The organism is Parasynechococcus sp. (genome assembly GCF_045559935.1).
GTDB lineage: Bacteria > Cyanobacteriota > Cyanobacteriia > PCC-6307 > Cyanobiaceae > Parasynechococcus.
Genome location: NZ_JBJLJL010000011.1, coordinates 1 through 12,833, shown reverse-complemented (window position 1 = coordinate 12,833; position 12,833 = coordinate 1). Strand labels below are relative to the sequence as shown.

The window sequence follows — 12,833 nt, the reverse complement described above, 5'->3', positions numbered from 1 at the left end:
TTTGGGATATCGCGGCCATCAGGGGTGGATGTGAAAAAATCATCCGCACTACCAGAGGCCTCAACAGACACAGCTTGTCCATTCAGCATCAAGGTGTGGTGATCGTCATAGGCGAACCAAGACGCCTGCACGGCATCCGCATCAACACCAGTGATCGAAGCGGCAAAGAATGCACCCTCATCACCGGACGTGTCCCATGACGTTCCATTCAGCTGATCATCAACAGCATGACCAATCTCTTGAAGCAACGTGATCACACGTTCTTGATCCGTTGCCTGATCAAACCAGGTTTCATTGATCAGAACTGTGGAGGTGCCTGAAGGATGCTGACTGGCATAGGCGCCAACGAGACCCGGCATCGAAGACCGGGGGGTCAGCACAACGTCAAGGGGGCTCAGCCCAGTGCCAGAGGCAAGATCAAGCTGCAGCTGATCAACTAAGGCTTGCTGATCACTCGTGAATGACTGATCAGCATCCAAAGAAAAGAATATCTTGCCAATGAGTCTCTCAAAATCACTTTCTGCCGAGCGCTGACGTAGCCAAGACCAAACATATGCCGTCAGCTCTGTAAGCTGGTCTTGAAGGGGACTTGAACGATCGGCAACAACTTTTAAATTGGAAGCAATATTAGATTGCAAAGCAGGCTGACTCTGCGTTTCCGAACTTCCGGCATTTCCACTCTGGTTTTGTCCGGATGACGCAGAACTCATGGGGCCCGAAACTTAACCCAGCACCAACGAATTTTACTGGAAATTTCTTGGGCAAAGATTAAGTTGTGCTATTGAAAATCTGCATAAAAAAAGGAGGGGGCCGAAGCCCCTCCTGCCTCAATCGATCTTGCGATGCGATTACTGAGCGAAGGCCTGCATGAAGGCAGACGCGGTGCGCTGGTTGTTCTGAGTCGCGAAGGAGTTGGTGGACAACGTCGCGGTAGCAGAACCGTTGGCGGTTGCAGAGGAATTGGTCTGCGTGCCGGTGCTCTTGAACGCTTCCAGACGATCCAGGTTCACAGTGAAGCTGGAGGCCTCATCGGCGTTCACACTGGCGATGGCACCGAGGCCTTCAATGGCAACCTCGCTGTCACTCTGGGTGTTGGTCTGACCGACCGACTGCTGATAGCCAGCCTCGTAGGCTGCGTTGAAGGCAGCTTTCCAGGACTCACTGTTGGTGTTGGCCTGAGTTGCAGTAGCAGCAGCCAGAGCGGAATCGATGATGGAGGACAGTTGTCCTTCCTGACCGATCGACGTAATCGAGTCCTCAGTGGACTTGAAGTCACCTTTGATGATTCCAGTCGCGGACGACTCGGTCGCCGTTGAGGAACTGTTGGTGATGACGTTGTTGTAAGAAGAGCTATAAGCGGAGTTGTAGTTCTCGTTGTACGAGGTGGTGTAAGCGTTCTTGAACTGATTAAAGCTCTTCTGCTCGGTCTCATAAGCAGCCTGGCCATCAGCACCATAAGAAGCCTGAGCCGAAGCATCCAGATCAGACCAAGCACTGTCGTAGCTGGTCGACCACTGCCAGTCGCCGTTACGGTCGTAGCTGCCGTAACTACCTGTCGTCGTTGACGCAAGGGAGGTCGCCGTCACGGCATCTTCCCAGCCGACAGAATGAGACTCACGCTGGGCGGTTTCCGTGGCCACCGAGTTGGCAGCAGCAGAGGCAGCTTGCGTCGCAGCGGCAGAGGAAGAGGTGCCGTTGGTCTGCATCAGGCTGCTGCCTGCACCCAACTGCATCACGCCCAGGGACAAGCCATCAAATTCCTGAGTGGCTGAAACGCTGGCGTTCACACCGATGCTGGTGTTGGAGCCGACGTTGAACTGGTTGGAGGTGCCGACTGCATTGTTGAAGGTGGCAGTACCAGCACCGGAGAAGGTCAGTCCACCGGGGGTAGTGGCGTTGATGATGAACATGCGCTGGGTGGTGCCAGCCATGTTGGGGTCATCGGAACCAACGTTGCTGTTTGCATTAGCCGCAGCCGGAGCCACGAGCAGCAGAGCTGCAAGAAGAAGAGGTGATTTCATGGTTCAAGGATGAACATGTTGAGAAAGAACAGGCCTTCCCCACCAAAAACTAGCCAAAAGAAAAATTCCAGACCACAAACACCCACAAAGACTAAAGATGCAGAAATACCAAAGAAAAGCCAAGGAAACTATAAAAAAGGAGGGGCCGAAGCCCCTCCTGATTCAATCGATCTTGCGATGCGATTACTGAGCGGCGAAGGCCTGCATGAAGGCAGACGCGGTGCGCTGGTTGTTCTGAGTCGCGAAGGAGTTGGTTGACAACGTCGCGGTGGCAGAACCGTTGGCGGTTGCAGAGGAATTGCTCTGCGTGCCGGTGCTCTTGAACGCTTCCAGACGATCCAGGTTCACAGTGAAGCTGGAGGCCTCATCGGCGTTCACACTGGCGATGGCACCGAGGCCTTCAATGGCAACCTCGCTGTCACTCTGGGTGTTGGTCTGACCGACCGACTGCTGATAGCCAGCCTCGTACGCTGCGTTGAAGGCAGCTTTCCAGGACTCACTGTTGGTGTTGGCCTGAGTTGCCGTAGCAGCAGCCAGAGCGGAATCGATGATGGAGGACAGTTGTCCTTCCTGACCGATGGCCGTCACAGAGTCCTCAGTGGACTTGAAGTCACCTTTGATGATTCCAGTCGCGGACGACTCGGTCGCCGTTGAGGAACTATTGGTGATGACGTTGTTGTAAGCAGAGCTATAAGAGGCGTTGTAGTTCTCGTTGTACGAGGTGGTATAAGCGTTTTTGAACTGGTTGAAGCTCGTCTGCTCGGTCTCATAAGCGGCCTGGCCCTCGGCTCCGTAAGAAGCCTGAGCGGGAAGCAGCCAGATCAGCCCAAGGCGGTGTCGTAACTCCTTCGACCACTGCCAGTCGCCGTTACGGTCGTAGCTGCCGTAACTACCTGTCGTCGTTGACGCAAGGGAGGTCGCCGTCATGGCATCTTCCCAGCCGACAGAATGGGATTCACGCTGGGCGGTTTCCGTGGCCACCGAGTTGGCAGCAGCAGAGGCGGCCTGCGTTGCGGCGGCAGAGGAGGAGGTGCCGTTGGTCTGCATCAGGCTGCTGCCTGCACCCAACTGCATCACGCCCAGGGACAGACCATCAAATTCCTGAGTAGCTGAAACGCTGGCGTTCACACCGATGCTGGTGTTGGAGCCGACGTTGAACTGGTTAGAGGTGCCGACTGCGTTGTTGAAGGTGGCAGTACCAGCACCGGAGAAGGTCAGTCCACCGGGGGTGGTGGCGTTGATGATGAACATGCGCTGGGTGGTACCAGACATGTTGGGGTCATCGGAACCAGCGATGCTTTGAGCATTCGCTGCCGCTGGAGCGACAAGCAGCAGAGCTGCGAGAAGAAGAGGTGATTTCATGATTCAAGGATTGAACATGCTGGAGCAAATACATTGCTCCAAAAAAAATCTAGCCAGAAACGGTGCTCTCGTCAGACATCGAAGCCGACCCGCTTATTAAATAAATTGGAACCCAAGCGCGGGCCTCACTTCGGAATGATGTAAGACTTATTTCCACTTGTTTTCAACTTTCGATTGCCGCCCTGAGTTTGGATTTCAGACCAAAAGTCTTTGCCTGGGTCAATCTGAATCGGACCGACAGGGTTTGAGGTAGTTGACAAACCTCGAACAGGTCGCCCATCACCCGGACGAAACGCATTGGTGTGAACACCAGGTGTGAAGGTGTATTTGTGGCAAATGTTATCAGGATTATCGCCTTCGGGATCGGTCAGCCCGCAGGGCCTTGCATAAACATACTGAGCACTCATCACAAGGCACAGCAAAGAGAGTGACGCATTGACAAAGTTAAAGGTAGTCATCAGAGAGGATTTTGTAGAACATTTTTGAATGTTGTACCTGCCTGAGCCTCCTGATAGAGCATCTCTTCAGTTTGCGCATCGCAGAAGAAGGTGGCTTGGCCTTGAGTATACTGACTTGCAAATAAACATTGAAATTCGTAACCAGAGTCACTCAAACAATCAATCAAACTCCCAGGGATGAGCGTGCACGAATAATTTTTGTTATTTTCAACATTCGTACATGATCCAGTAAAATCTTTGTTACTTGTACAATAGGCATTGAACCCATCAAAGAGTTGCTGAGAGCGCACCGTCTGACCACTTACCAAGCCAGACACAGCGCTTACCAAGAGTATCCTCGCAAAGGGTGTCGAACAAAGAGATCTCATCAGTTTCAACTACGCGTTGTTTGGGGAACTTTTGGAGGGAGATTCTGTTGTGGACGAGGCTGTGGTGCTACTCGACGAGGTGCTGCCGCTCTTGCGGAAGGAGGCTTAGGGCCAAGAACATTCGTGGAACACTTCTCAAGAAGCGGATACAACTCAGGGTCAACCTTGATTCCATCCCTCTGCAAGGCAGCACATGCACGAATCATTGATAGCTGAGTAGAGATTTCTCGATCCTGCACAATTAACGAAGCCAAACGATTACAGGAGCGTTGCGCAGGAGAACCAAAAGGAAAGACAAGGCCAGCATTGACTGAATAATTATTTGCTTCATTACCACTCTCTGAGATCGCATCAAAAGAGTCGAGCTGATTTTCACCGTAATTTCCACCCAAGAAAAGAGTGGGTGTGCGGCAGAAAATACCAGGACCAAAGCCAACCTCGTTCTGGTAGGCATTATTGGTTTGATAATTAATATTTGTACCACCAGTGGTTGTTGATGATGCTGATGGTGCCGCAGAGTTGGTCAGAGATGAACTGTTATTAGTTTGCTGAGCAAGAACAGGAAAAAGAGAACCTGGTGCCAAGACAGTCATGGTGGCAGAGGCTGCGATAAATTTGCGGACTCGCCGGTCGCTGATCATGACAGAGAGGGAACCTTACAAATTGATTATAGAAGGAAAAACAGTTCGTGCATTCCGAACGATTCATGGAATGTAGCGAAATTGCCAATGACTGACAACTGAAAGCGTTGCGGAAAATCAAAAACGTGGTAGCACGAACATTGATCACTCAACCACAGGTGCCTCAAAGTTTTCTCGCAAAGTATTAAGGAATGAACTGGTACCATCACTAACCGTGATACTCATCGTATGGGATGCCGTAGCAGAGGCAGTACCAATACTCGGTTTTCCATCGGGTTCCGTTGAGGTTAATGCTGAACGGAAACTAGTCCCATTGTCCAAGAGGAACTGATTGTTAGCAGTAATTCCGCTGAGAACAACGTTAGAACCCGTTGGAGTCGTTGTAAAAACAGCACTAGTGGTACCACCGACATCGCCAGCTGTATTTGTCAAAAAGCTATCCTCTTTCAAATTCAAAACTGCTTCTGTTTCGACTCGTAGGTTTGGGGTAGCATCAGCAGCTGTCTGAGTTCCATACGTCGACTGAATCGAGTATTGAAAGACACGATTCGTGCCCGAATTGGTTGATGTCCTCTCAAGAAGTTGAGCCTGTGAGGCTGAGGCTGCTAAGAGAGAAGCCGTCAGCCCAAGCGAGAAGCGAAACATGCGTATCCCAACAAACATGATTGATCAGAAGCTCTGAGCAAACGTGTTAACGAAGGCATTCGCATTAATATCGATGTTTGTAGTTGTCGAGAGGCTTGCATTTGCACCTGTGTTACCACTGACCAGATCGTCGTTGGTCACGTAAGGGCAAGCTTTGTCATGGGTTGGCTGACAAGCATCCAATCCATTGATGTTCGGAAAAACAGTGGCAAAGAAACTGGCTTCTCCAGGTGCGGAGACGCTTCCTGGGTCAATGTTCAAGACCACTGCAGCACCCATGCCAATGATGTCGGCGTTACCAGACGCGTACTGAGTTCCTTCCTGGAGCTCAATTGTTCCACCACTCACACCAGAATCGCCATCAGGAGTGATGCTTCCACCATCGCCGTTAGCGGCAAGATTACTGATGTTGATGGTGGTTTGACCCAGAGCGTTATCACCAATATCGCTGTTGATCGACACGGATGAAGGAATCAGGACTGTGCGACTGACACCAGTCAAACCTTTTGAGAGCGTGAGGTTGGAAGAGGCACCAAAACTGGTTGTGTTGCCAACAGCTAGTGAGGTCCTGCTTCCGTTGGTAACTGAAAGGTTTTGCGTTGTGCCCTTTTCGGGAGCTGCGACAGTAATGCCACCCTGGGTGATCTGCGCCTGCGCAGGAATGAGTGCTGAAGAAAGAACTGCTGAGGCAACAGAGGCTGCAACCACACCAGAAAGCTTGAGGCCTGAGATTGCGAACATCGTCCTGAGTCTCGAATGAGATTGAAGAGATCTGAACGCTCTCAGTTCCTCATCCAGTTCAGAAGGAACTGGAGCAAGGGGAGCTATTCAGGGATGACAAACTGGAAGATAGTCGGCATGTGGCACCATTGGGCGACATCTGCCAGAGACCTTCACCATTTATCCAGGTTCTTGCATTCATCGCTTCAAGAAACGCTTTTGAAGCAGACTTAGCTGAAGAAACTCCCTGCAATGACGGAGTGACACTGGGGGAACTGGCAGAAATCATGCGGGTCATTCGTGCATCAAGAGCCGCAACTTGTGCCTGGAGCGTGACCGATTGAGCTGCGGTCGGACGAGTGAATGCGGGCAGCCCAACCTGGGGAGCCGGAGTTGAGCATCCACTGGGTCCGCACTGCGCCAATGCAGCAGGTGGACTGAAGATCAGCCCAGAACCAGCACAAATGAGAGTCGCGATACTGACGCGGAGATTGGTGATGACTGCCATCAATGCACCCCGAATGATCGGAATCACGTTAACCGCTACGTTCTGAACTGCTTATGCGAATCAAGCTTTGTTGACAAAAAGGTCTAAAGATTTTCTTCGCTTTTAAGTAGTGATGCGTTCACTTGCCAGCACGTCACACGCTTCAAGCATCAACTCATTCCAGCCCTTCGACCTCGATCTCCTCAGCAGGTGGAGCGATGGGTACCAGGAAGATCGGCTGCATAAAGTGCCCCATCTCCAGCCAGCTCTCTCAGGGAGCAGGAGAATCGTTGGGCAGCGCAAACCTCCGGCCAAATGGGCTGGACCGCTGTCGTCGCAGATCACCCATTCACACAGGGTGGTCAAAGCGGCCATCGACTCCAGCCTCACTTCTTTAGAAACCTGTTTCTGGCATGAGACAAAGCGGTTAACAAAAGGGCAGTCGCGAAGTTGCTCGGCACCAAAGCCCTTCTGCAGTGATACGAAACGAACCCCGGGCAGACGGGAAAGGGGTTCAAACGCATGAAGCGGAATATCAGATGAGAGCCTTTCTCGCGAGGACTGCAAGGCAGATCCATTCCAATTGATGCCGATCAGTCGCTCACCATCCTCAAGGCCAAGCGTCTGCCTCCAGAAATCCACGAGCACAGAATCAGCCTTCAAACGTGGTTCCGCAAGAACAGGGTGTCGATCACAGGCACCGAAAACGGCTGCGGCATCCTGCATCGGAAGAGTCAACTCTGAATCCCGAGTCTCAAGCTTTCCGATGGGATAAACTTCGATCGGCGGCTGATAACTGTCTCTGAGCAGATTCAAGACAGGAGGCTGGACATAGAGATGAACAGGGCGGCCCAGTAATGCCGCAATCCATGGTGCATAACGACTGAACAACAGTGCGTCTCCAAGAGTTCCGTCTGACGCCAAAATCAGTGGACGATCTTCTGAAGCAGTGCCAGGGGGCCCGTCGATCGCAAAGGCATCAGCAGATGGCAATGACAGGTCCGCACTGCGACTGATTGAGCGGTACCGAAACCCATCTGTCCAATTCCCACGCAACAACTGCAACTCTCCCCATTGATCAAGCAGATGTCGCGACAAAGGCTGATCCAAGCGAGCCTGACCAAGCAACTGTTCTGCCTGCTCAAGACGGTTCTGATCAAGGCAGACCCAAGCCAGCAAACGGGAAACAGGCCATGGCATGAACTGTGGGTCAGAACACAGCGCCATTGCACTGTTCACATGGCCGAAAGCCTCGCTTTCACGTGACTGCTGATGCAAAGCGGCAGCGAGAACGGCATGAGCTACAGCGGAAGAGCCTTCCTGAAGACAGGCCTGAGCCAACAAGCAGGCGAGTTCAGATTGTTGCAATTCGACGGCACAGATGCACAGCAACTCATTGACAACGGAATCGCTGGTCTCGCCGAACCATGATTCGATGCGAGAGCGAGCATCCAGGAAGCATTCCTGAAGGATCAGCTGACGAATAACGGCTATTCGAGATGCGTACTCTGTCGGGTCACGTTTCAGCAAGGTTTCGAAAAGCGTTGCAGCCAGCTGACTCCGGTCGAGACGGACAGCTGCTTCTGCCTGGCTGAGCAGCTCAGACTCCTCCTCGGAAGGATGACTGAGCCATAGCTCTCGGCATGCTCGAGCCTCATCCAATCTCTGATGAGACTCATAGAGATCTGCTAGATCCCGATAAACTTCTGCAACTTCTGTTTTCGACTGAGCCAGCAACTTCAGGATGGGTTCCGCCTGGCTCAAGTTGCCTTGATGCATACAGGGGAGGACGTGCTGCTGATAAAGCGTCTGATGCGATCGGAACACAGAGTTCTCATCTGTACGCTTCCGAACAGGACGACCAACAGCCACGTTTCTGTTCCGTTTGGCAGAGCCACCAAAGCCTTTTGCAGCGCTAGGGCGGCTCATTAAAAGGTCAGAACAACCGACTCACTTTAGCCAGAAAGCTGTCATAGACATCTTATAAGCACTCACAGGCGCCAAGAGCGCTGGGCTACGTGCCAATCCCTGCGGTGTCACACCGAGAATCCTCGCGACAGGCGCCACATTTTTTGTGAGCGATAGAAAACCGTACAACCTTTTATGCAAAGACTGCTTCGCGTGTTGACTAAGGCTCATTAATCTCTAAGGTTTTTCTGTAATGGATAGCGACCGCAGCACCTCGCGGCTAGCTTTCGTATCAGTGCTCGTCAAGTCATGGCTCTCACTCTCGACATCTCAAGCAGCACTAGTCAATTGCTGTCCGGTGAAACCGCAACGTTCACCTTCACGTTCAGCGAGGAGCTTGTTGAAAACGAAAGCAGTGCTTTTCAGGCCTCAGACATTTCAGCAACCACCGATGAAGGTGAGAGCCTAGGCAGCTTCAGTGACGTGCAGAAGGACGACACTGATCCAAAAGTTTATACTGCAATATTCACTCCCGCTAACAATTTAATCGCCGAGGGCAACGTTTATATAGGATTCAATTCTGTTAGAACAATCTCAGGCGAAGGTTGGGAAAACAGAAATGCATTGGCTCCGGTTAGCATTATTACCAAAACAGTTTACAGCCTGACCAAGGAAGACGGGACATCAGACACCGTCTCAGTTCCTGAAGGTACCGGAGATACATCAAAAACCATTTCACTTCGGGTCAGCCGCTCTGGTGATGTCAGATCTGCTGGATCAGTGTTCTGGGACGTCATTGCTGATGAAAGTGTTTCGACGGAGAATGCACTTGTCGACGCATCAGATTTCTCAACAGAGGCAACACGCCTCCCCGGTGGCATTGTCAGCTTCGCTGCCAATGAGACTTCACAGACAATCAATATTGGCATCTCTCAAGATAAGACGTTCGAATCAGATGAAATGTTTCGAGTCGCTCTCTCAAATGCGGGAACTGACAATACCACAAGCACAGCAATCAACCCGGATCAATCCAGTGTCGACTTCATCCTGACCACGGATGATCCCGACACGATTGCACCAGTCATTACCTCAGGAGACAAAGCTGGAACGAACGGTTCGATTCTTGAGGGAACACATCTTAATGAAGTTGTTTATCGAGCAACCGCAACCGACACAACGGATCAAATCTCAACGCCGTCATCGGCCAACATTTCATTTTCCTTAAAGGCGGACAATTCTGACACCACCAACGACAGCGATGTCTTCAGTATTGATCAATTCACAGGCGATGTACGTCTGACCATAGCTGCCAACTTTGAAGATCCCAAAGATGGAGGAGGTAATGCCAGTCTTGCTGACAATATTTACGGCTTTGTAGTTGTAGCAACAGACCAGGCTGGAAATACAACAGAGAAGTCGGTCTCGTTGGAAGTCATCAACGTTGATCTCGCTCCTGTCGTCACATCCCCGAGCAGCGTCAGCATCAACGAAAACACAGGGGCACCGCAGGAAATTTATGCAACAACAATTGAAGACTATCCGTATACAGTATTCTATGCCTTGAAAGACGTTGGCGATCATGAGAAATTCACCGTTGATATCAATACCGGTGTTGTCTCGTTGATCTCCACCGAGTTTCCCGATTATGAAACCAAGAATCTGTACAGCTTTGTAATCTCCTTGAACGGGACTGAAGGCGTCGCCGAAAAAGCTGTTTCTTTGGCGATTAATGATATTGACGAAGCTTCGGTGATATCCGGAGATGTCGCGGCCTCGACGAATGAAGATACTTCCGTCACAGGTCGACTTTCAGCAACAGATCCAGAAGGGCTCACCGACGGAAGTTACTTCACCATTTCCCAAGCCGATGCACCGGCTAACGGTACAGCCTCCATCAATCGTGAAAGTGGTTCCTGGGTTTATGCACCCACGACCAATTTCAACGGCTCCGACAGATTCACTGTCACCGTTACGGATGATCGAGGTGGCACAACAACACAGTTGATTTCAGTGGACATTGCACCAACTGCGGATGCTCCTGTGATCAGCGGCGACTTATCAGCAACAGGTGTCCCCTTTGTTGGCAATTCCAGTGATGAGTTGTTCACAGGCAGACTTCAGGTCACTGATCCTGATAACCGGATCGGCACAGCGTCCACGTTTGCGATCGCGGAAGGCAGTTCACCAACATCCACGGGAGGCGCAGCAGCCATTACCGAAAACAGCGGCTTCTGGAGCTATGCGCCCAAAGTTGGTTATGGAGGTCCAGACACGTTTGTTGTAAAAATCACTGATGCAACTGGGAGCACAACTGACCAGACGATTCGAATCAACCTCGACCACCCTGATACCAACGAATCTGCCGTCATCTCTGGTGATTTAGGTGGTCAAGGTGTAGAGGACACCACTACCGCAATCACAGGTGCTCTCACGGCTTTGGACGTGGAAGGGCTGACGGACGGAACGATCTTCTCAATCAGCAGCGCAGCCAGCAACGGGGACGCCTCCATTCACCCCTCTCGCGGCAACTGGAGTTACAGCCCCAGGGCCAACTTCAGTGGAACGGATTCTTTCACCGTCACGGTGACTGATGACGTGGGTGGGACAACACAACAGCCCATCACGATCACAATTGATCCAAGCTCCAAACCTGTTCTGACATCAGACAGCGGAGTCCTAGGTGACAACATCACCAACGCCACCAACCCCAGTTTCAGCGGAATCGTTGATGCAGGTGAAGACGTCGAACTGCGGATTACAACGGCTGGCAACCCGAACACACTCACCGAGACATATAGCGTGGTGGGTGTTGCCGATTCCCAAGGGGTTTGGAACCTGACCCTTGGTGATGACGTCGCTCTATCAGATGGAACCTATGCCGTCGCGGCTACATCCACGGTCGATGGCGAAGCTGCCACTTCGGATCCTCTTCGGTTCACGGTCGATACAACAGGACCGCAAGTAGGCTTTTCGTTGCAGCTTAAAGGCGATGCTGGCGAATATAAAAACGTCGAATATGCCGAAGGAGAGTACAAGGATATCGTTCGCAAGGGCGATACAGCGAGAATTCAGATAATGGCCAGCGAAGAAATCACAGGCTTAACAATTGACGACTTTGAAATCTCTGATGTTGATGATGAAACAAAACAATCTGGCAGGCTATTAAGCTTAGAGCCAACTGGTTTAGGTGGAAGAGATTACAGAGTTTCTTACATCCCACAGGAGAATTATTCGGGTCGTGTTCGACTTGGAGTGAAACCAAATTCCTTTACCGATATAGCTGGCAATTCAAGTACAGGTTCTGGAACATCGTTTGTTGTCGATACGATCACTAACCCGAATCCAAATCCGGCCCCGAACCCCAATCCAAATCCGAACCCAAATCCGAACCCTGATCCAACGCCAACGCCAACGCCAACGCCACCTCCTGCATCCAGCAGTACGCCTGGTAGCCCCTCATTCGCTTCGGCCCCGACAAGTGGAAACATCAACCTGGACACATCAGCTGACTTCAAGAAGTCACAAAGTGGGAATCGCGTCCTCGCTAAAGCCCCCCGAGGAGATCTGTCCGTTCCCTCTGGTCAGACAGAAAAGCTCAAGGTGCGTCAGTCTGCCGATGATGGCATTGAAATTGAACTGACCGATACCCTTTCGGATCTTGACCTCACCTCCCGCTCCTCCAACGTTGTTTTTGGAGGACGTCAACTGAAATCCTCCACGGTGCGCTTTGAAGAAGGACTATCCGCTGACCTCGTCAGCACAGCGGAATTGGTTGAAAAAACAACCTTCCTGATGACCGAAGGCAAAGACAAAGCAACGTTCAACTCCGGTGTGCTCAAGAAGTCAACCATCGAAGCCGGCGGCGGAAAAGATGACATCTTGATTGGTCAGAATGCAAGGCTGACCAAGAAGACCACCGTTGATCTTGGAAGCGGCAAAGACAAACTGACCATCGAAGGAGAAGTTCAGAAGGCCGTCATCGATTTAGGAGACGACAACCAGAAAGACAAAGTTTTCGTTGACTCCCTTGATCTGGTTACCAAGAAACTCTTCATCAAGAGCTTCGGTAAAAAGGACCGATTGGTGATTGATGGTGAAAAATACAAGATGTCCGACATCGAGGACGAAAATCAGCGGATCGGCAAAATCCGAGTCGAATTCCTGGATACCACCACGAGTGACTCCAGCAACGACAACGACAGCTCTGACATCACAAAGGTCGT

General features: G+C 51.3%; 9 protein-coding genes and 1 pseudogene. 1 reads left to right on the top strand and 9 read right to left on the bottom strand.

Annotation, left to right across the window (positions count from 1 at the left end):
* The 9 genes and pseudogenes from ACJ0G7_RS12255 to ACJ0G7_RS12215 all read right to left on the bottom strand — a co-directional run.
* Window positions 1-710, bottom strand: a pseudogene (locus ACJ0G7_RS12255) (hypothetical protein); the annotation flags it as partial.
* A 138-nt stretch (window positions 711-848) separates the two neighbouring features.
* Window positions 849-2,021 (bottom strand): hypothetical protein, encoded by a 1,173-nt coding sequence (locus tag ACJ0G7_RS12250; protein ID WP_407396376.1) that lies wholly within the window; start codon window positions 2,019-2,021, stop codon window positions 849-851.
* A 183-nt stretch (window positions 2,022-2,204) separates the two neighbouring features.
* Window positions 2,205-3,383 (bottom strand): hypothetical protein, encoded by a 1,179-nt coding sequence (locus ACJ0G7_RS12245; RefSeq protein WP_407396374.1) that lies wholly within the window; start codon window positions 3,381-3,383, stop codon window positions 2,205-2,207.
* 125 nt (window positions 3,384-3,508) lie between these two features.
* Window positions 3,509-3,841: a hypothetical protein gene (locus ACJ0G7_RS12240; protein WP_407396373.1), complete on the bottom strand. Its 333-nt coding sequence runs from the start codon at window positions 3,839-3,841 to the stop codon at window positions 3,509-3,511.
* Complete coding sequence (locus tag ACJ0G7_RS12235) at window positions 3,841-4,170, bottom strand: hypothetical protein (protein ID WP_407396372.1); 330 nt, start codon at window positions 4,168-4,170, stop codon at window positions 3,841-3,843. The genes ACJ0G7_RS12240 and ACJ0G7_RS12235 overlap by 1 nt, the downstream gene beginning before the upstream one ends.
* Window positions 4,171-4,214: 44 nt before the next feature.
* Window positions 4,215-4,850, bottom strand: a complete 636-nt coding sequence (locus ACJ0G7_RS12230; protein WP_407396371.1) for a hypothetical protein — start codon at window positions 4,848-4,850, stop codon at window positions 4,215-4,217.
* A gap of 144 nt (window positions 4,851-4,994) precedes the next feature.
* Window positions 4,995-5,495 carry a hypothetical protein gene (locus ACJ0G7_RS12225; RefSeq protein WP_407396370.1) on the bottom strand — a complete coding sequence of 167 codons (501 nt, stop codon included), beginning with the start codon at window positions 5,493-5,495 and terminating at the stop codon, window positions 4,995-4,997.
* A 24-nt stretch (window positions 5,496-5,519) separates the two neighbouring features.
* On the bottom strand, window positions 5,520-6,236 hold the full coding sequence (locus tag ACJ0G7_RS12220; protein ID WP_407396369.1) for a hypothetical protein: 717 nt from the start codon (window positions 6,234-6,236) through the stop codon (window positions 5,520-5,522).
* Between the two features lie 589 nt (window positions 6,237-6,825).
* Entirely contained in the window at window positions 6,826-8,631 is a 1,806-nt protein-coding gene (locus ACJ0G7_RS12215; RefSeq protein ID WP_407396368.1) for a hypothetical protein, read from the bottom strand.
* A 288-nt stretch (window positions 8,632-8,919) separates the two neighbouring features.
* Between ACJ0G7_RS12215 and ACJ0G7_RS12210 the strand changes: the two genes are divergently transcribed.
* Window positions 8,920-12,833: tandem-95 repeat protein (locus ACJ0G7_RS12210; RefSeq protein ID WP_407396367.1), on the top strand; the 3,914-nt coding region annotated here is incomplete at its 3' end.

Bases quoted from the DNA above. Each gene is read 5' to 3' on its own strand.
- ACJ0G7_RS12230 (WP_407396371.1), bottom strand. From the start codon at position 4,850: ATGATCAGCGACCGGCGAGTCCGCAAATTTATCGCAGCCTCTGCCACC.
- ACJ0G7_RS12250 (WP_407396376.1), bottom strand. From the start codon at position 2,021: ATGAAATCACCTCTTCTTCTTGCAGCTCTGCTGCTCGTGGCTCCGGCT.
- ACJ0G7_RS12240 (WP_407396373.1), bottom strand. From the start codon at position 3,841: ATGACTACCTTTAACTTTGTCAATGCGTCACTCTCTTTGCTGTGCCTT.
- ACJ0G7_RS12220 (WP_407396369.1), bottom strand. From the start codon at position 6,236: ATGTTCGCAATCTCAGGCCTCAAGCTTTCTGGTGTGGTTGCAGCCTCT.
- ACJ0G7_RS12245 (WP_407396374.1), bottom strand. From the start codon at position 3,383: ATGAAATCACCTCTTCTTCTCGCAGCTCTGCTGCTTGTCGCTCCAGCG.
- ACJ0G7_RS12215 (WP_407396368.1), bottom strand. From the start codon at position 8,631: ATGAGCCGCCCTAGCGCTGCAAAAGGCTTTGGTGGCTCTGCCAAACGG.
- ACJ0G7_RS12225 (WP_407396370.1), bottom strand. From the start codon at position 5,495: ATGTTTCGCTTCTCGCTTGGGCTGACGGCTTCTCTCTTAGCAGCCTCA.